17 protein-coding genes are annotated in these 19,007 nt (G+C 58.6%); 10 read left to right on the top strand and 7 right to left on the bottom strand.

The annotated features are described in order from the left end of the window. Positions 1 to 7 precede the first annotated feature (7 nt). The 3 genes from ACSEXW_RS06875 to nagZ all read right to left on the bottom strand — a co-directional run bounded on the left by ACSEXW_RS06875 (position 8) and on the right by nagZ (position 4,062). A complete protein-coding gene (locus ACSEXW_RS06875; protein ID WP_438445370.1) occupies positions 8 to 1,660 on the bottom strand; it encodes an immunoglobulin-like domain-containing protein in 1,653 nt (550 codons plus the stop codon). An 83-nt stretch (positions 1,661 to 1,743) separates the two neighbouring features. Next, the gene (locus ACSEXW_RS06870) at positions 1,744 to 2,670 is read right to left on the bottom strand and encodes an S-layer homology domain-containing protein (protein ID WP_438445369.1); all 927 of its coding nucleotides are present in this window, start codon (positions 2,668 to 2,670) and stop codon (positions 1,744 to 1,746) included. Positions 2,671 to 2,748: 78 nt separating this feature from the next. Further along, a complete protein-coding gene (gene nagZ, locus ACSEXW_RS06865) occupies positions 2,749 to 4,062 on the bottom strand; it encodes a beta-N-acetylhexosaminidase (protein ID WP_438445368.1) in 1,314 nt (437 codons plus the stop codon). Positions 4,063 to 4,313: 251 nt separating this feature from the next. Between nagZ and ACSEXW_RS06860 the strand changes: the two genes are divergently transcribed. The 7 genes from ACSEXW_RS06860 to opp4C all read left to right on the top strand — a co-directional run bounded on the left by ACSEXW_RS06860 (position 4,314) and on the right by opp4C (position 12,459). Beyond that, positions 4,314 to 5,921 (top strand): hypothetical protein, encoded by a 1,608-nt coding sequence (locus ACSEXW_RS06860; protein WP_438445367.1) that lies wholly within the window; start codon positions 4,314 to 4,316, stop codon positions 5,919 to 5,921. A 21-nt stretch (positions 5,922 to 5,942) separates the two neighbouring features. Continuing rightward, positions 5,943 to 6,563: a class I SAM-dependent methyltransferase gene (locus ACSEXW_RS06855; RefSeq protein WP_438445366.1), complete on the top strand. Its 621-nt coding sequence runs from the start codon at positions 5,943 to 5,945 to the stop codon at positions 6,561 to 6,563. Positions 6,564 to 6,930: 367 nt separating this feature from the next. After that, positions 6,931 to 7,878, top strand: a complete 948-nt coding sequence (locus ACSEXW_RS06850) for an ABC transporter ATP-binding protein (protein ID WP_438445512.1) — start codon at positions 6,931 to 6,933, stop codon at positions 7,876 to 7,878. Between the two features lie 22 nt (positions 7,879 to 7,900). Then, positions 7,901 to 8,866 carry an ABC transporter ATP-binding protein gene (locus tag ACSEXW_RS06845; protein ID WP_438445365.1) on the top strand — a complete coding sequence of 322 codons (966 nt, stop codon included), beginning with the start codon at positions 7,901 to 7,903 and terminating at the stop codon, positions 8,864 to 8,866. A gap of 30 nt (positions 8,867 to 8,896) precedes the next feature. Then, on the top strand, positions 8,897 to 10,576 hold the full coding sequence (locus ACSEXW_RS06840; RefSeq protein ID WP_438445364.1) for a peptide-binding protein: 1,680 nt from the start codon (positions 8,897 to 8,899) through the stop codon (positions 10,574 to 10,576). 25 nt (positions 10,577 to 10,601) lie between these two features. Continuing rightward, positions 10,602 to 11,576 carry an ABC transporter permease gene (locus ACSEXW_RS06835; protein WP_438445363.1) on the top strand — a complete coding sequence of 325 codons (975 nt, stop codon included), beginning with the start codon at positions 10,602 to 10,604 and terminating at the stop codon, positions 11,574 to 11,576. A gap of 4 nt (positions 11,577 to 11,580) precedes the next feature. Continuing rightward, complete coding sequence (gene opp4C, locus ACSEXW_RS06830; protein WP_438445362.1) at positions 11,581 to 12,459, top strand: oligopeptide ABC transporter permease; 879 nt, start codon at positions 11,581 to 11,583, stop codon at positions 12,457 to 12,459. 81 nt (positions 12,460 to 12,540) lie between these two features. On the opposite strand, the gene ACSEXW_RS06825 is transcribed toward opp4C, so the two are convergent. After that, entirely contained in the window at positions 12,541 to 13,197 is a 657-nt protein-coding gene (locus tag ACSEXW_RS06825; protein WP_438445361.1) for a ThuA domain-containing protein, read from the bottom strand. A 26-nt stretch (positions 13,198 to 13,223) separates the two neighbouring features. Continuing rightward, positions 13,224 to 13,943, bottom strand: a complete 720-nt coding sequence (locus tag ACSEXW_RS06820; protein WP_438445360.1) for an SDR family oxidoreductase — start codon at positions 13,941 to 13,943, stop codon at positions 13,224 to 13,226. A 193-nt stretch (positions 13,944 to 14,136) separates the two neighbouring features. On the opposite strand from ACSEXW_RS06820, the gene ACSEXW_RS06815 reads away from it, so the two are divergent. The 3 genes from ACSEXW_RS06815 to ACSEXW_RS06805 are packed head-to-tail and all read left to right on the top strand — an operon-like array spanning position 14,137 to position 15,710. Then, the gene (locus ACSEXW_RS06815) at positions 14,137 to 14,718 is read left to right on the top strand and encodes a hypothetical protein (protein WP_438445359.1); all 582 of its coding nucleotides are present in this window, start codon (positions 14,137 to 14,139) and stop codon (positions 14,716 to 14,718) included. Between the two features lie 32 nt (positions 14,719 to 14,750). Next, a complete protein-coding gene (locus ACSEXW_RS06810) occupies positions 14,751 to 15,296 on the top strand; it encodes an AAA family ATPase (RefSeq protein WP_438445358.1) in 546 nt (181 codons plus the stop codon). Positions 15,297 to 15,311: 15 nt separating this feature from the next. Beyond that, positions 15,312 to 15,710, top strand: coding sequence for a hypothetical protein (locus tag ACSEXW_RS06805; RefSeq protein WP_438445357.1), 399 nt, complete (start codon positions 15,312 to 15,314; stop codon positions 15,708 to 15,710). Positions 15,711 to 15,796: 86 nt separating this feature from the next. On the opposite strand, the gene ACSEXW_RS06800 is transcribed toward ACSEXW_RS06805, so the two are convergent. Both ACSEXW_RS06800 and ACSEXW_RS06795 read right to left on the bottom strand, forming a co-directional pair. Then, positions 15,797 to 18,298, bottom strand: coding sequence for an ABC transporter permease (locus tag ACSEXW_RS06800; RefSeq protein WP_438445356.1), 2,502 nt, complete (start codon positions 18,296 to 18,298; stop codon positions 15,797 to 15,799). Further along, complete coding sequence (locus ACSEXW_RS06795) at positions 18,295 to 18,978, bottom strand: ABC transporter ATP-binding protein (RefSeq protein ID WP_438445355.1); 684 nt, start codon at positions 18,976 to 18,978, stop codon at positions 18,295 to 18,297. Before ACSEXW_RS06795 ends, ACSEXW_RS06800 begins: the two co-directional genes overlap by 4 nt. Positions 18,979 to 19,007 lie beyond the last annotated feature (29 nt).

The raw sequence follows: 19,007 nt of genomic DNA, 5'->3' as shown, positions 1-19,007 counted from the left end.
CGTCTCTTTACGGCAGAGGCTTCACGGTGACGATGAACGCTTTGGTATCGGCCAGGCCGCCCTTCGTAAGGATGGCGGTCAAGACGACAGAAACCTCGGCGCTGCCGGCAGCGGGCCGGGTAACCGCTCCGCTGTTGGAGATGACGGAGGTGTTGCTGGAGACCCAAGTGATGGCCGTGCCGTTGGTGCCTGTAAGGGGCAGCGTCAGATTCTGGGTCACTTGGGCGGCGCTGTCACCACTGGCGAAGGTCAGAGCCAATGCCGCTTTGTCTGCTTCGACGGCTTGGGCGTCGGTCAACTGCTGTTTGACGGTCAACGTGAAGGTCTTCAACTCCGTGTAGCCGCCGGAAGTGATCGTGGCGTTCAAGACCACATTCACGTCACCTTGGCCGGCAGCCGGCCGGACCACTGTCTTGCCGTCGTTGGAGATAACGGCGGGATTGCTGGAGAACCAGGTCACGGCAGATCCGTTACCGCCGGCAGCCGGCAGTGAAAGGGCGCGGGTTACGCAGGAGGCCGAATCGCCAGCAGCGAAGCCGACGGCCAAAGACTCCTTATCGGCAGCCGCCTTCTGAGCCTCGGTCAATTGCTGCTTGACGGTCAGCGTGAAGGACTTGGTATCCGAGACGGACCCGGACGTAAGCACGGCTGTCAGAACCACCGTGGCGTCGCCGGAGCCTGCGGCAGGACGGGTTACCGTCTTCCCGTCATGGGAGATGACGGCGGTATTGCTGGAGATCCAGATGACCTTGGACCCGTTGGTCCCGGTGGCGGGCAGGGTCAGCGGCTTGGTTACGCTGGCGGCCGTATCGGGTTCCGTCAAGGTGATGGACAGATTCGCCTTGTCGGAGGCAACGCGCTCCGCATCGGTGTAGCTCGCCTTCACGATTACGGGGAAGCTCTTGGTATCGGTTACAGAGCCGTACGTGACCGTAGCGGTCAGCGTAACCGAAGCATCACCGGCGCCTGCTGCCGGACGGTTGACGGTCTTGCCGTCATGAGAGATGACGGAGGGATTGCTGGATACCCAAGTGATGACGGTGCCATTGGAGCCCAGCACCGGCAAGGTCAACGGTCCGGTCACGCTGGCGGCCGTATCGCCGGTCTTGTAGGTGATGGCCAGCACCGCCTTGTCTGCTGCAACACGCTGGGCATCGTTGGTTTCGGCTTTCACTGTAACGGTGAAGACTTTGGTCTTGGAGACGGAGCCGTACGTGACGGTGGCCGTCAATGTGACTGCTGCATCCGGCTGGCCGGCCGCCGGACGGTTGACCTCCAGACCGTCATCGGAGAGGACAGTAGGATTGCTGGATGCCCAAGTAATGGTGGAGCCGTGTGCACCTGCGACGGGCAGGGCCAAAGCGCGGGTTACGCTGTCCTTGGAGTCGGAGGCTCCGTATGTAACGGACAGCTTGGCCCAATCGGCCGCCACGCGCTGGGTGTCCGTCCATTCCTCATGATGACTTCTCTCTTCCTTGCGTTCAAGGGCACGGCGGATGGCTTCCCGGGCCTTGTCGTTCTTGTTGCCCCGTTCGAGGGCGTTTTCCAATCCGGTCTTCTTATTCTGGTGCTTCTGCATATCGTCCGGCTGCTTGGCGTAGGCGGAGCCAGCCAGCATCAGGGACAGCGCCGCCGTACAGAATACGATCTTCTTCTTCATCCTTCGTTCCTCCTTGACCTTCAATACTGGATTGCCCTAAAGGATTCGGAGGAGGAAGTATATTGATGGGGGTGACCGTGGAACTATTTCAATGATTTACCGGAATCCGCCTGTTCTGTTTGGACCTGGTAATCACTGGATACATACGTGACCGCCTTCGGAGTGGTCAGTACCTCAGCATAGGACATGCCGGGCTGAGGGTCGGTCAGCTTGTAGGTGACGATGGCCTTGCCGTCCTCGCCGAACCGGATCCCCGTGATGGCGATTCCATAGCCGGCGTTAGGCTTTTCCCCGCGGGACAGGGTAATGCGGTTCAGACCGTCGGCGATCTTCTCCACCGTCAGCTCCACCTGCTCCGCAGGCGCCGGCTTCTCCGCGTGGGCCTCCTTGAAGGCAAGTGCCTTATTCAGCCACACCGCAGCCTGGCCCCGTGTCAGCTCATCCTTCGGATGAAAGCGGCCGTCCCGGTCCAGCTCCGCAATCTTATAGAGCAGGAGACGCTGCAGCGCGCCTTGGTATTCCGGGGTAATCTGATCCTCATCCTGGATGTGGATATACATCTTGATCAGCGGATAGTTGCCCTGCTTCTCCAGCGTGCGCACCAGAAGCTCGCCGAACTGTTCCCGGGTCATGGGGGCGGTGGGATTCACGTCGCGGGGAAGCTCCATGCCCTTCACCTGTGCAATGATGAAGGCCTTCGCATACCAAGCGTCATTCGGCACGTTCGTGAAATAATCCGAGGCTAACGGCTGCTTGATGAACCTGACATTGTCTATGTTCAGGCCGAAGGCCTTCACCAACAGCTGTACGCCTTCGGCATACGTAATCTTGCCCTTCGGCACAAAGTGCTGGTCATCCACGCCGCTGACGATGCCGCGTTCCTGCAGAGCCTGCACGGCTGCACTGTTCTCCGGGTCCAGATCGTTGAAGGCAAATGCCGTGCCAAAAGTCAAGCTTCCCACCAACAGGGAAGACAAGGTAAGGGCGGTCCACGTTTTCTTCGTATTCATCTTCATCACTCCTTGAATGTTCTGGCTTGTGTGCTCGAGCACTATCCTTAACGAAGCGTCTTCCCAAAAGGTTGCACCTTATGGGTTCAGCTGCTTGATCCAGCTCCCGATATCGCGGTTAAGGGCCGTCAGATCCGGGACGGGGACCGTTTTATCACTCAGCTGGTAACCGGTCTTCAAGCTCAGAATTCGGGTGATGCTTTCGTCGATCCGCTTCTCTGTAAGAGCTCCGCTCCGGACGCTCCCGAGCAGCGTGTCGAAGACCAGCCTCGCATCCCCATAGCCGTGTCCCACCAGCAGAATGTCGCTGCCGGCCTTCACGGTGCTTACTGCTGCGGCAGCCAGGTCGTAGTGCTTCTTGATGGCGCCCATGCCCAAGTCATCGGTAATGACCACACCCTTGTAGCCCATCCGCCCCCGCAGCTCCCGGCCGATAATCGCCTCCGACAGGGAGGCGGGCTTATCCGAATCCAGCTTGGGAAACAGTATGTGGGCGACCATCACCGCCTCCGCATTCTCCTTGACGGCAGCCTCGAAGGGCTGCCATTCCAGGGCGCGAAGCTGGGCCGAAGTCTTGTTCACCACCGGTAGCTCCAGGTGGGAATCGACGGAGGTGTCTCCGTGGCCGGGAAAATGCTTGACTACAGGGATGATCCGCTCCCCGCGAAGGCCCTTCAGCTCCGCGATGCCCAGCTTGGTCACTTTATCCGCCGTATTCCCGAAGGAGCGCTCGCCGATGACCGGATTGCCGGGGTTGCTGTTGATATCCAAGACCGGAGCGAAGTCCATATTGAAGCCCGCCGACCGCAGCTCCCGGGCCAACAGCCGGCCCATGGTTCCGGCCAGCTCCGGGCTGCCGCTCTTGCCGACGGCTGCGTTGGCGGGAATGGCGGCGTATTCCTTCGGCAGGCGGCTGACCTTGCCGCCCTCCTGGTCCACGCTGATGAAGAGGGGAGCGGGACTTCCCGCATTCGCCGTCTTCAGCGCGTTGACGAGAGTGACCGCACTCTCGAGCGACTTCAGGTTGTTGGCGTATAGAATGATGCCTCCCACCCGCCGCGAGGCGATCATCGACTTCGCATTCTCGTCCAGCTCGGTGCCGTCGATTCCGGCCAGAATCATCTGGCCGATCTTCTCCTCCAGCGTCATGCGGGAAAGCACGTCCTGTGCGGAGGAACCGGTGGATCCCGCAGTTGGGGCAGACGGAGCCGGCTTGGGCGTAGCTGCCGGAGACGGTGCCGCTGAGTGAACGGACAGGGATGGAGAGACGGTGGGGGAGGAGGTTATGGCAGGAGATACGCCGGACGCTTCTCCCGCAGATCGGCCGGAGCCGCAGCCGCCGGAGAGCAGAAGACCTGTCAGACAGAGGAGCAGGGCGATAGGTTTGGACATGGGCGGTGACCTCTCTTCATTAGGAATGGATAACGGATCAGACCGAATGTAGGTTGGACGGCAGTCAATCCCGTTCGGTTCATGTGCTTGTCTGTTCCCCATTATCGTCCGGTTACATACCAGCTAATCATACTATGGCATGAATATATAATTACTATATGTCTCGACATAAATAATCTGAGAAAAATATGAATGGTTGTCTTATAATAAACAACAAAGCACCGTGAACCCAAACCAAGGAGTGGACATCGATGGGGATATCGATTCAGAAGAGCGAAGGCAGGACGGACCGCCCGGAGGCGATCGTCCGTGACTATATCGAAGAGGTGCTCCGGCTGCATGAGCAGGGACCTCTGGGAGAGACATCCCCGTTGTTCGCAGACGGGTTCCATGTGGATTCCCGGGAGCCGTTCCGTTGGCTCTGCGAGGGGGAGCAGTGGACGCTGTCCAATCTGGCCAGCCAGCAAAATTGGCTCCGCACCCTGTGCGCCATGAGCGCGGTAAGCGGCGATTCCGGGTACCGCAAGAAGGCAGAGGATACCGTCCGCTATGCGATGAGCAGTTTGCGGTACGGCAAGCTGCTCCAATGGGGCGGGCATCTGGCCTACGATCTGTCGGGACGCCGGGTCGTCCATGCACCCGACAAGGGGCCGCAGCACGAGCTCAAATGCCATTATCCGTTCTATGAGCTGATGTTCGACGTGGATCCGGCCGGAACGAAGGAGTATATTGAAGCATACTGGAACAGCCATGTGACGGATTGGGGCAATCTGGAATTCAGCCGTCACGGTTTGCCGGCGGAGGAGCCGGCTCAAGGCGGCGTATGGGACCGGGTGTATGCGGGCGGCGAGCCCTTTTTTACCGCGAAGGGGTTGACGTTCATCAATGCGGGCAGCGACCTATATTATGCGGCAGGGATGCTCCACCGCTTCACCGGTGATCCCAAGCCTCTGACCTGGGCCAAGAGGCTGAACGGACGCTATACGGATTCCCGGAACCCGAAGACCGGCATGGGCGGATACCAATTCAGCATCTCCGTGCTGCCGGGTGTCCGCGGCGACCGGGCCATCGAGCAGTTCGGGGAGCAGCTGAAGGAGCATGCTCCGCTGGAGGGGACGCTGTCCGTCGCCCGCCAGGTCGTGGCCATTACGGGCAAAGCGGCGATCTGCCGCATGGTGATGGCCGAGAAGCTGGGGGCGGCCGGTCAAGAATTTGCGGACACGGCCTTGGAGGACCTCCTTGCATACGGTACCTACACCTACGATGCGGAACAGAATCTCATCCATCCGGTCTTGACGAACGGAACCCGTCTAACCGGCCTCATCATGGAGAAATCCGGCTATTACGGCAAGGCGGGCGAGCCTCTTCAAGCCATGCCGGCCAACGCGCTGATGCTCTGGTCTTATGCCCTGGGCTACCGGATCAGCGGGGAAGCAAGGCTCTGGTCCGTCATTCGGGGGATGGCGGCGGGGAACGGCTTGGGGGACTTCGGCGCGGACGGCCGTTCGAGTCCGCAGGTGAAGGCGGATACGGCGTGTGCCGACCCGTACGCCATCTTCGCGCTTCTGGAGCTGCATAAGGCCACCGGCTGCAAGGATTATCTGAAGCTGGCGGATGCGGTTGCGGCCCACGTGATCCGCCGTCATTACCATCACGGCCTCTTCGTTCGCTCGGAGCAGCACCTGTATGGTAAACTGGACCATATTGCTCCGTTGGCGCTGCTTCACTTGGCTGCGGAGCATCGCGGCATCCGGGAGGAGCTTCCATCCTATTGCGGGGGAAGCGCGTTCTTCGGATCCGCGTATGACGGCATGGGCCACATGATGGACCAGCAATTCTATGATTCGGTCATGCGTTAATTCTCTGGAGGTGCTTCAAGGTTGGGCGAATGGTTCCCCAGGCAGTACGATAGGCTCATGGCGCCTCTGGAGCGCAGGCGGCTGCAGGAGGTCCGCAGGGCGCTTGTGGGACAAGCCGCCGGCCGCGTATTGGAGATCGGCTCGGGCACGGGCTTGAACTTTCCTTATTATGCGCAGGCGGAGGAGGTAACGGCGGTAGAGCCCGGTGAGAGGATGCGGGAGCATTCCTTGGTCCGGGCCGAGGCGGCGGACGTTCCGATCCGGGTGGTGGACGGAAGCGCGGAGAAGCTGCCCTTCGGCGACGGCATCTTCGATACGGTCGTCTGCACGCTCGTGCTGTGCACGGTGGAGGATCCGCTGCGGGTGCTGGCCGAGCTGCGAAGAGTCTGCAAGCCGGGCGGACGGCTTCTGTTTCTGGAGCACGTCCGGCTGGAGCGCCGGCCTCTCTTGGCCAAGCTGCAGGATGTATTGACTCCCCTATGGAAGAGACTATGCGACGGCTGCCGGTTGAACCGGAGCACGTCGGACCTCATTCGCCGGTCCGGAATCGAAGCGGTGCGGACCGAGTCGTTCTACGGCGGGCTGTTCCTGATCCTGGAGGGCCGCAACGGCGCGGAAGCTTCGGCCATCCACCTCTCCTAATAATTAGCACCCTGCGGCGGTGCTCATCCTTCCAAGAAACCCACATCTTTTTCAAGATGGCGGGTTTCTTTTTTTGTTTTCAGGAGCGAGTGCTAGAAGCTCCGCCGGATCATCACGAGGAAATGATCACATCATCAAGACTCGACATTATGTTACATTAACTGACAAGAAAAGAGCGACCGACGCAGTCATACCTCCTAGCAACTGGAATAAAATCTATTTATAAGGACATAAATATCTTTTTTGCTGACAAAAATAATTGACCGCTGTAAAATCTGTGTTAATATTACTAACATAATTGTAGCGTAAATAAATCTACTACTAGTAAATGGATAAGCGAAGGTGATCCCTGGTGTCCGAGGCGGTATTGGACGTGAAGCAGTTAAGGACGGTATTGAAGGGTAAGAATCGGGACCTGGCCGTCGTGGACGGGATTGATTTCCGGATCGGCAAGAATGAAGTGGTCGCACTCGTAGGGGAATCAGGCTGCGGCAAGAGCATGACCTCCTTGTCCATAATGGGGCTTCTTCCGCGCATCGGCACGGTGGACCAGGGGGAAGTCCGTTTTCAGGGCCGCAACCTGCTGGAGTTGAACAAAAAAGAGATGTCCAAGGTTCGGGGGCATCATCTCGCCATGATCTTTCAGGAGCCGATGACCTCCCTGAATCCGGTGCTGACCATCGGCAGGCAGCTCACGGAAGGCATCCGGCGGCACTTGAAGCTTGGGCAGAAGGAGGCCGAGGACCGCGCTGATCTGTGGCTGAAGCGGGTCGGATTCCCGGAGCCCGCCCGGATCCGCAAGGAGTATGCCCACCGGTTGTCCGGAGGCATGCGGCAGAGAGTCATGCTGGCTATGGCGATGGCCTGCGAGCCCAGACTCCTCATCGCGGATGAGCCCACGACGGCCCTTGACGTGACGATCCAGGCTCAGGTGCTCGACCTGATGCGCAAGCTGCAGGCGGAGAGCGACATGTCCATGCTCTTCATTACTCATGACTTGGGCGTTGTCGCCGAGATGGCCAATCGGGTTATCGTCATGTACGCAGGCCAGATCGTAGAGCAATGCGATGTACGGACCTTGTTCACCGCCCCCCTGCATCCTTATACGGTAGGACTCCTGCAGTCCACGCCCAAGCTCAGGGGATCGGCCGGCCCGCTGGTGCCGATTCCGGGAACCGTTCCGCCTGCCGGCCGGTATTCCTCCGGCTGCCGCTTCGCTGACCGCTGCCGGATGGCCGCACCCGAATGCCGGGCAGCCATGCCGGAGCTTCGCGAAGTGGAGCGGAATCACTTCGTCCGCTGCACTCTAATCTAATGACGAAAGGAGGTACCCCCGCATGAGTTCCCCACTCCTACAGGTGGAAGGGATTAAGAAGGTTTTTCATACGGGTGGCAGGCTGAATAAGACGTCCATCCATGCGGTGAACGGAATCAGCTTCTCGGTCAAACCCGGCGAAACGCTGGGCATTGTTGGTGAGTCCGGCTGCGGCAAGTCTACGGTCGGCAGATTGATTTTACGATTGACAGAATTGACCGACGGTGAAATTACCTTTGAAGGGAAGTCCCTTAGCAGAATGAAGCCTGGTGAGCTTAGACGGTTCAGGCGGCAGCTCCAATGCATCTTCCAGGATCCCTACGCTTCCCTGAATCCCCGGATGTCCGTCGGTAAAGCTATCGCCGAGCCCATGGTGGTCCACGATAAGATCAGCTGGAAAGAAGCCATGGCCCGGGCTGAAGAGCTATTGGTCACGGTCGGACTCAGCAAGGAAGCGGCCGCCCTCTATCCGCACGAATTCTCAGGCGGCCAGCGTCAGCGGATTGCCATCGCCCGGGCTCTTGCCCTGAATCCGAAGCTGATCGTGGCCGATGAAGCCGTGTCCGCCCTGGATGTCTCCATCCAAGCCCAGATCGTCAATCTCCTCTCGGAGCTTCAGGCGAAGACCAATGTCTCCTATCTGTTCATCTCCCATAATCTTAGCATTGTCCGGCACATCTCGGACCGCGTGGCGGTCATGTATCTGGGCAAGATTGTGGAGCTGGCGGACAAGAACGACTTGTATGACACACCGAAGCACCCATACACCCGGGCGCTCCTGTCCTCCGTACCGGAGCCGGATGTGGACGTTCACCGGGAGCGCATTCTGCTCACCGGCGAAGTGCCCAACGCGGCCCACCCGCCGTCCGGGTGCGCCTTCCATCCGCGCTGTCCTTATGTACAAGACCGGTGCCGCAAGGAAGAGCCGCAGCTAAGGGAAGCCGGCGAGGGGCATTACGCCTCCTGCCATTTCATAGAAAGTCTGTAAGTCCATTTATTCATTGAGAGGGGTAATACCATGTTGCCAATTGCTTCGAGTACCAAGACCAAGGCTCTATTATCCGTTCTGCTGACCGGATCGGTGGTGTTATCCGCCTGCTCGTCCAACAGCAGCGATCAAGCCAAATCCAGCGCCTCTCCGGCAGCCAGTCCCGCCGCATCGGCCGCCGCATCCGCCGCCCCTGCCAAGGCGAAGGTGGACGGAGGAGAAGTGACCACCGCCTACCTGTCGGATCCCCAGGGCTTCATCCGCCTGTGGGCGACCACAACCACCTCCAGCGAGGTGGCTGAGCTGGTGTTCAGCTATCTGTACAAGGTGAATGAGAACCAGGACATCGTGCCGGATCTGGCCACAGGCCTGCCTGTATTTTCGGATGACAAGCTGACCATGACCATCAAGATCCGCAAGGACGCCAAGTTTACCGACGGGCAGCCGCTGACGGCGGAGGATGTGGTCTTTACCTATAATGTGGCATTAAGCCCCGACTACACCGGACCCCGCAAAGGCACCTTCTCGGAGCTCAGCAAGGTGGAGAAGGTGGACGACGAAACCGTCAAATTCACCTTCAAGTCGCCGTTTGCCGGCTACATCGATATCTTCCCGTACAACATCCTGCCGAAGCACCTGCTGAAGGACGTTCCGGTCAAGGAATTGGACAAATCCGAATTCTATAAGAAACCGATCGGCTCCGGTCCTTATAAGCTCGTAGAGTGGAAGACCGGACAGTACCTGACCTTCATCCGTAACGACGCGTACTACAAAGGCAAGCCGGCCATTGAGAAGATCACGGCGAAGATCATACCGGATGCGAACTCCATGATGGCGCAGCTGCAGACCGGCGAAATCAACGTCATCGGCGTACCGGCCGACCAGCTGTCGGTCATCGAGCAGTATGCCAAGACCTCCGGCAAGATCAAGCTGCAGAAGGGAATCGTGACTACCTCCTATTCCTTCGTCGGCTGGAATCTGACCAACCCGCTGTTCGCGGATAAGAAGGTCCGCCAGGCGTTGACCATGTCCATCGACAGACAGGGCATCATCGACGGCGTGGCCGAGGGGCAAGGCAAGATCGTTCACGGCCAGACGGTACCTTCGTATTGGACCTACAGCGACAATGTGCCGAAGTTCCCGTACGATGTGAATAAAGCGAAGAAGACCTTCGAGGAAGCCGGCTGGAAGGACACGAACGGCGACGGCGTGCTGGATAAGGACGGCAAGAAATTTGAGTTCGAGATGCAGGTCAACCAAGGCAACAAGATCCGTGAGAAGGCCGTCACCGTCATCCAGCAGCAGCTGAAGAAGGTCGGCATCAACGTGAACATCCGCGTGGTTGAAGGCTCCGCCTTCACAAAGAACTTCCAGGAGAAGAAGTTCGAATCTATTTACTACGCTTGGAACATTACCGGGGACCCGAATCCGAAGGGCATCTGGCATTCCAGTGAAATTGAGCACGGCCTGAACACCGTTTCCTACAAAAATCCGGAGGTCGACAAGCTCATCGAGGAAGACCTGAAGACCTTCGACAAGAACAAGCGCAAGGAGCTGCTCGGCAAGGTGGACGCCCTGATCTCCGAAGACCAGCCGTATACCTTCTTGTACACGCCTACTACCGTCATGGCATACCCGAGCAATCTGGAAGGCTTCAATCCGCTGCGCGACAGCCTGAAGGAAATCGACAAGTGGTACTTTACCAAATAAGAAACCGGGAAAGAAGTGACCCTCCTTGGCCCTCTATCTGATTAAGCGTGTGCTGAACGCCATTCCGATCCTGATCGGAATTACGATTATCTCCTTTGCGATCATTCATCTGGCACCGGGAGGCCCGCTGTCCCAATTTACGGAGGATCCCACGATCAAGGCGGTCGACATCGAGAATATGACCAAGGCGTACGGCTTGGATAAACCGCTCTACCGGCAGTACCTGGACTGGGTGGGAGGCATGCTGAAGGGTGACTTCGGCACCTCCTTCCAGAAGTCCGAGCCGGTATCCAAGCTGGTGTTGGACCGGATTCCAACCACCCTGCTCTTCACGGTCTCGAGCTTCCTGTTGTCCATCCTGATCGCGGTGCCCTTAGGAATCCTATGTGCCATCAAGGCCAATTCCAAGCTGGACCAGCTGATCTCCGGCTTCACCTTCGCAGGCATTGCGGTTCCCGGCTTCTGGCTGGCGCTCCTCCTCATGATGTTCTTCGCTGTCAAGCTGGGATGGCTCCCATCGGGAGGGCTTAAGACCATCAATGCGGAATTCAGCCTGATGGACCGGATCAAGCATATGATCCTGCCGGTCGCTACGATGACGCTGGGCGAGGTGGCCCTGTGGATTCGTCATATCCGCTCCAGCATGCTGGAGGTCATCCACCAGGACTACATGAGAACCGCCCACGCCAAGGGCCTCCCCAGCTTCCTGGTGCTCTTCCGGCATGGACTCCGCAACGCGCTGATTCCGGTGGCGACGCTGTTCGGCCTGACCCTGGCCGGCTTCTTCACCGGCTCGCTCATTCTGGAGAACATCTTCAGCATTCCGGGTATGGGACGGCTGTTCATCGAATCCGCCTTCCAGCGGGATTACCCCGTCCTGTTCGCTGTCACGACGATGGCGTCCATTCTGACGGTGGTGGGAAGCATTGTGGCGGATGTGCTGATTGCCCTTCTCGACCCGAGAATCAACCTGAACCGTTCACAGGAAGCGAGGGCTTGATGCGATGAATGCTGCTGTAACCGAACCGTTGCCGAAGCTTGCCGTTACGGCCCCCAAGAACCGGGCTTGGGAGCGTTTCAGGAAGAACCGTATGGCTGTCATCAGCCTGGCTATTCTCCTGATCCTGATCCTTCTGGCGCTCTTGGCTCCTGTGATCGCCCCGTTCGACCCCGCGGAGCAGGATCTGTTGAACCGGCTGAAGCCTCCGAGCGCCGACCACTGGTTCGGCACCGATGACTTGGGCCGGGACCTGTTTACTCGGGTGCTGTACGGCGCCCGAGTATCCCTCTCGGTCGGGATCTTCTCCGTTCTGTTCAACGTCATTATCGGTGTGACAGTGGGGGCCATCGCCGGATATTACGGTGGAAAGGTGGACAGCATCCTCATGAGATTCGTGGATGTGATGCTGGCTTTCCCCCAATTTTTCCTGCTGATCACCGTCGTGACGCTCTTGAAGCCCAGCCTGTTCAACATCATCGTGGTGCTGACGGCCTTCGGATGGATGGGCAAGGCCCGGCTCCTGCGGGGACAGATCCTCTCCGTCAAGAACCGGGAGTATATAGATGCGGCCCGATCCATGGGTCTTCCGGACAGGCGCATCATCTTCTTCCATGTGCTGCCCAACGCCATCGCCCCTGTCATCGTCGCGGCCGCCATGAATATGGGCAGCATGATCCTGACGGAGTCGGGGCTCAGCTTCCTGGGCTTGGGCATTCAGCCCCCCACCGCAAGCTGGGGCAATCTGCTCCAGTCCGCCCAGAGCCTGAAGATTATGATCGAGGCGCCTTGGTACCCCATCTTCCCGGGCATGATGATCTTCATTACGATCATGTGCTTCAACTTTGTGGGTGACGGGCTGCGCAATGCCTTTGACTCCAAGTGATAGAACGACAACAAGCTGCCTTCGGGAATCCCGGAGGCAGCTTGTTTGAATTGCAGGAAGACCTGTCAAGCCGCCGTCCGGTCAGATTCTTCCGGGGGCCTGCTGCAGGAGCCAATCCATGCTGGTCATGATCCATTGAACGTATTCGGGCTGGGTGAAGGAGGGACGGTGGTGGCCGGGCATCAAATATACGACATGACCTTCGCCTTGGCGGCGGTACCAAGCGGCAGGGACGCGCTGCCCTTCCCACTCGTACTCCATCAGCAGCTGGATCTGCGAATCCGGGGCGAATGCGAACTGGTAAGGCTCCTCCTCCATGGCGAAGGAGGGAAGGCCGGCTTCCGTAATGGGATGAGAGCCGTTAGCCGCCGGATGGAAGTTCAAGGTCTGGTAAGGCGGATGCCCTGTGAACCGTGCGCCGATGAGCCGGAACAGGCTGTCATGAGCCTGTAGGGAGATGCCGTTATGGAGAACCATGAGGGGGCCTCCTTCCTCCACGAACCGGATCAGTCCGGCTGCCTGGTCGTCGCTGACCGTGCCGTTCCAGCAGTCGGTGTAAGAGATGCACAGATCATAGGAGGATAGATCCTTCAGACGGTCATATTCCTCCGTTCCATTCAGGTTGATGAAGTCCGGCAGAAAGCCGGACAGCTCCTCCAGCAGGGGTGTCACGGGATGGTAGGGGGCGCGATCGCCGGTATCTCCGACGATCAAGACGCGGTACGTATGGTCGTTCATGATATTCTTCTCCTTCGGTTTGCGTCTTACCAGGGAAGGGAACGCCCTTCCTCATCCAAATAGACGGGGGTCTCTCCCATGTAGTTCTTGTGGTCTTGAATCAGCTTCAGCAGCTTATGGGCCGATTCTGCCGGCTCCAGCCTGCCCTCCGTATCCAACCGGCCTTGCATATAGGTTCTGACGTGCCCGGGGTGAAGCGCCATCACCTGTCCTCCAGCGTGCTTAAGCTCATTGTGGATCAGCGCGGATTGCATGTTGAGCGCCGCCTTGGACATGCAGTACGCATACCAGCTGTCCCTCCAGCAGCTCCCAATACTCCCGGCTTCGGAGGATATGTTCACGATCAGCTTCATCCCGCTGTTCATTACCAAGGGGACCAATGCCTGCACCATCCGGAGAGGGCCGAGGGCATTCACCCTGAAAACCTGCTCCATCTCCTCAAAATCCAGCTGTTCCGTCACCTTCGACCGGATGTCGCCGAGGACGGCGGCGTTATTGATCAGAAGGTCCAGCGCTCCGGTCAGGGAGCGTATCCGATCCGCAGCCCGCTCGACACTGGCGGGATCCGAAATATCCAGCCGTATTCGGTGGAGTCTGCCTTCCGAAGAGGCTTCCAGCCGCTCCAATGCGCCGCATTCATCTGCATATTGTCCGGCAATCACCGTCCAGTCCCGGTTCAAGAGCTCCTGAACCAAGGCCAGACCAACTCCCCGATCCGCACCGGTTACACAGGCATAGGAAGTCATCCGAGATCTCCTTCCATGAAATCGCTATCAACCCATTGTAAACCAATCCTGCCTCTTTGAACAGGCGGTGATGGGCAAGGTGAGGGGCGAAGGGAGATAAAATTTATTTTTTACCAGATTTTTGAACCGATGGTATAATGGAAGCTAATATTTAGTCCGTATCTTCGGCATATGGAGAGGCTGCTGTGATCCGATGAGAAGATTAACCATACCGTGCCTGATCTTGGCAGCCGTCCTTTTGCTTCCGGCATGGTTCGGACTCCGGGCGTACCGGAATCATCATGACCCGGATATCATTATGGAGCGAATTCTAAGCGGTAACGGTTATTCGTTTCGTATCATGGAGGAGTCGGTTCCCATGACCCTGCATGTGAAGCCGGAGTGGATCCCCATTGCCGGCAAGGAGCAGAGATTCCTGCACGAGAAGCTGTACGAGGCTTACGGAACCGAGATCTATCTGGAGCAAATCTGGAACCGGGGGGACGATCTTTACTTCGGCTTCCACACGGTCTTCCGGCCGGATGATGACAGAGGGGAGTTCCTGCATAATCAGAGGTTCCTAGGTAACGGGACGGTCTCCACCAGCGGCGGCTTCCGGGAGCTCTTGCCGTTCGATGCAAGCGGCAAGCCGATCGATCCCAGCCAGGGGGGAAGCGGCCCTATGGCGGATTTCTCCTTCAAGGTGAGTACGGAGCAGATCAACCGTCTGCGGGACGGTATCGACGTGTCGTATACGGGAATGAAGCTTTATGAATATTGGAGAAGTGACAGCTGATTGCGGAGCGGGGATACAGAGGGAGGCCTATTATGATCAACCGGATTCATATTCTGGGCGCCTCCGGCTCGGGGGCTTCAACCTTGGGGAAGTCGCTGGCCCGCAGGCTTCCTCATGCTCATTTCGATGGAGATGACTACTTCTGGGCAGAGAAGTTTACGGTACCGCGGGCGCCGGCCGAGCGGATTCGTCTGTTGAAGCAGGATTTGGCTATGCATGACCGGTGGATCTTGTCTGGAGCGGTCTGCGGGTGGGGAGATGAGCTCCAGAACGAGTTGGATTTGGTGATCTTCCTGCACATTCCGAAGGAGGTCCGGCTTCATAGACTGCAGGAGCGGGAGCGGCAGCGCTATGGGGATGCGGTACTGCCCGGCGGCGTTCTGTACGAGCAATCGAGAGCATTCCTGAAGTGGGCTTCCTTGTACGATGAAGCCGGGATGGACGTGAGGAGCCTTCGGCTGCACGAAAGCTGGTTGTCGGAGCTGCCTTGTCCGGTGCTGCGGTTGGAGGGAGATCTGTCCGTAGCCGAGAGGGTAAGCCGGGTGTTGGCGTATGCAGCCGTTCAGGAAAGGGACTAGAGGAGGATTGGCGGGATGACCATCTTCGGAATCATATTGGCCATCATCGTGACCATCGGGTTGACGATGATGATGGGGCCTTATGGGGGAATGCTGATTCTGGCCGTGCTGTTCGGAATGGTCTTCAGCACCCATCTACGCACCAGGGAGATGCAGAAGGATCTGCTGCTGATTAAGGAGAAGCTGGGGATCCAAGACCCGGAGGAGCTGGAGGTCTATCCTGATCCGGAGGAGACGCTGGCTGAAGGGAACGAGGAAGACAAACGCAAGCTCCTCGCCATGAATGAAGAAATCGAGAGGGAGCTCGAAGTGGACTTGGATGCACAGAGGCGGGCTGGCGAAGGAGTGGATGACGCGCCGGCCGGAAGGGCAGAACACGATCAAGCGGACGGAACGAAGAAGGGAAACGATTAGGTAAGGGAAGTCAGATTGCATGAACCATGAAGCCTCACCGGCCACGAAACAAGTGGCAAGTGAGGCTATGGGTCTTTCTTGGCGGGTTATTCTTCCGCGCGGATGGCCATGACGATGTCCATACGTTCGATGCGCTTCATCGGCACCCGGGAGGCCATGAGGCAGATCAGCCCTGAGGCGATGCCAGCGGTGAGGAGGGCTCCCAGAGGGAACCGGTACGGGATGTCCTGGACCGCATTCACATTGGAATAGAACCAATATGCCAGCATCGACCCCACCGTGCCTCCCGCAAGCGTGGCCATGATGCCATACCAGATGCTCTCGAAGACGATCATGCGCCGCATCTGCTTCATCGTCATGCCTACAGCCCGGAGGGTTCCGAACTCCCGGGTTCGGAGGATCAGGTTCGTGCTGATGGTGTTGATGATGTTGATGGCGCTTATGACGGAGATGGCCGCCACCAGGCCGTACAGCAGGATGGAAATCTGAAGTTCGATGACCTTCGTGTCATTGCCGATGTAATCCTGTAGGCGGCCTTCGGGGTTCCGGTCGGATATGGCTCTTAGCTGTGGCTTTACGGCCTCCGGATCGGCTCCATGCTGAAGCTCAACGTCAAACCGGGCATAGTCGCTCCGGCCGGTGATGCGGGTGAACATCTTTTCCGAGGTGATGATCTGATATTGGAGGGAGCCGATATACGGGGAGCCGTCCAGGATGCCCAACACCTTGACTTCCCGGGCTTGCGCCAGACCGGTACCGGAGGCATCCAGCTCGCCAAGCCGGATCGTGTCGCCGATCTTCAGATCGGTGGGCACGACTATTCCCTTGGACGTCTCCAGCTTCTGGAGCACCAGAACGCCGTTGTCTGCATCCATCCGGTCCGAATCCAAGCTTCCCTTCACCAGATAAGGCTCCAGCAGGGCCAGGTCGCGGGGAGAATAGGCTTGAATCGTGGTCGCGAACGGAACGGTCTTGAATTCCATCCGGTCCTTCCGGTATACGGGCGTCAGCTGCTCCGCCGCGACCTCCGCATACCGGTTCACCTGTTCCATCGTCCGGTAGACCCGCTCCACGCCTGGAACGGCGGCAACGGCTTCGTAATCCTCCACGCTGTAGCCTTGAGCCTGCCGATCGAAGGTCGTAAGCTGATAGTCCTTAGAGAACCCGCTGGATTCGGCATCATGGATGAACTGAAGGAAGGAGGTGAAGAACACATAGAGCACGATCCCGATGGACATGGATAACAACGTGACCCGATACCGTTTCCGGTTCCGCTTCAGATTGTCCTGCGACATCCTAAGGACGATGCCCCGGGGGAAGAACCCGCGGAACTTCCGGCTGCGGAAGGCCTTTTCCTTATTAAAGCGATTGTGGTGGAGAAGTGCCTCCAAGGGCGATACCCGGCCGGCCGCGTAGGCGGGACCGAAGGCGGAGATCAGGACGGTGGCCAGTCCGATCAGCACTGTAGCAACCGGGATATACCAGTGGATCTGAACCTTCAGCATCCCGAGGAATGCACCTTGATCCATCCATGCGAAGAGGGCCATAAGGGCTTCGATGCCGCCCCAGCCCAGCAGGATGCCGGCCGGAATGCCGGCCGCTGCCAGGATGGAGGCTTCCCGTAGGACCAGGCCCCGGATCTGGCGCGGGGTCATGCCGATGGACCTCAGCAAGCCGAACTGTTTGATCCGCTCCAGCACCGTGATGTGAAAGGCGTTATAAATGACGGCCACCGTCGCGGTCATGATGATCGCGATAACGATGGCTTGGGCGAACAGCACGTTCCGGTTCTGCCCGGAATGAGCGCCTTCTCCTAATGCGGTCAGCAGAGCCGTGTTCGGAGCGGTCTGTCCGGCGCCCGCACCGATGGCCTCCGCCGTATCCCGGATAGCGGCTTGGAGCTTGATCCCGTCCTTGAACAGGACGGCGGCATCCCACTCGTTCACGGGAGCCTGGAAGCCCTGCCGAAGCGCATCCGCATACTCCAGCGTCACGATGCCCATGCCGGTGCCGTATTGCTGCGTCTCCATCTTATTCTTGAATATACCGGTCAGGACCACTTCCTTATCCTGCTTCCGCACCGCAGATGAGCTGCCGTCCGCCGGGGCCGGGGCACCGGGCTTCGTATCTGTCAGCGGAAGCTTCAGCTTGTCGCCGATGTGGAGGGATCCCGGCAGATTCTCCAGCATCCATCGCTCCAGCGCGATCTCCCCATCCTTCGCAGGCAGAGTGCCTTCCTCCAGCTCCAGCGACATGACATCCAGGAATTCCGGTCCGCCGCCCGTTACTTGAATGGTAAGACCGGTCCGGACCGGCATGTACCCGGCATCGCGCTTCACGGCGACGGACCGGATCTTCGCATTGTTCTTCAGCCGATCCACCTGCTCCTGCGTCAGGTTCAGGTAAGCGGCATGATAGTTGCCGTGTTGGAGCTTGATGCTCTCGAGCAGGTAATCCTTCAGCGCTTCACCCATCGCGGTGGAGGAGAAGACCAAGGCCATGGACAGCATGATCCCGACGATGGTCAAAAGGGAGCGCCTCTTCTGCTGCTTCAGATAGCGGAGGGCCAGTTGGGTCAGGTTGTTCATGCGCGCACCGTCTCATTCCGGACGATCCGGCCGTCCTCAATCCCGATGATGCGGTCCGCTTGGGAAGCGATCTCCAGATCATGGGTAATGACGATCAGCGTTTGATGGTACTTCGTGACGGTCAGCCGGAGCAGATCCAGCACTTCCTTGCTGTTCTTGCGGTCCAGATTCCCGGTAGGCTCGTCTGCAAGAATGACGGAGGGCTTGTAGGCTAAGGCCCTGCCGATGGATACCCGCTGCTGCTGGCCTCCCGACAGCTCGGACGGAAGATGCTTGCGCCGGTCGCTTAAGCCCAGAATCCGCAGCAGCTCTTCCATATAGCCGTGATCGATGTCCTTGCCGTCCAGCATCAGAGGCAGGAGCATGTTTTCCTCGGCCGAGAGGACGGGAACCAGGTGGAACGATTGGAAAATAAACCCGACCTGCCTGCGGCGGAAGATCGACAGCTCCTCTTCGGGCAGCTTGTAGATGTCCTTGCCGCCGATGATCACTTGGCCCTCGGTAGGCCGGTCCAGACCTCCGAGCAGGTGGAGCAGCGTGCTCTTGCCCGAGCCGCTAGGGCCGATAACGGCGGCGAACTCTCCCTGCTTGATCGTTAGGTCCACCCGGCTTAAGGCATCCACCCGGGCCTCTCCTTTGCCGTAGGACTTGGTCAATCCGATGGTTTCAACCATATTCATGGCAGTCATGCCTCCTTAAGGTGATGCCT

This window comes from Oryzibacillus soli (genome assembly GCF_051594765.1).
GTDB lineage: Bacteria > Bacillota > Bacilli > Paenibacillales > NBRC-103111 > Paenibacillus_AR.
Note: the sequence above shows the minus strand (reverse complement) of the source record. Positions and strands in the feature narration are given on the sequence as shown.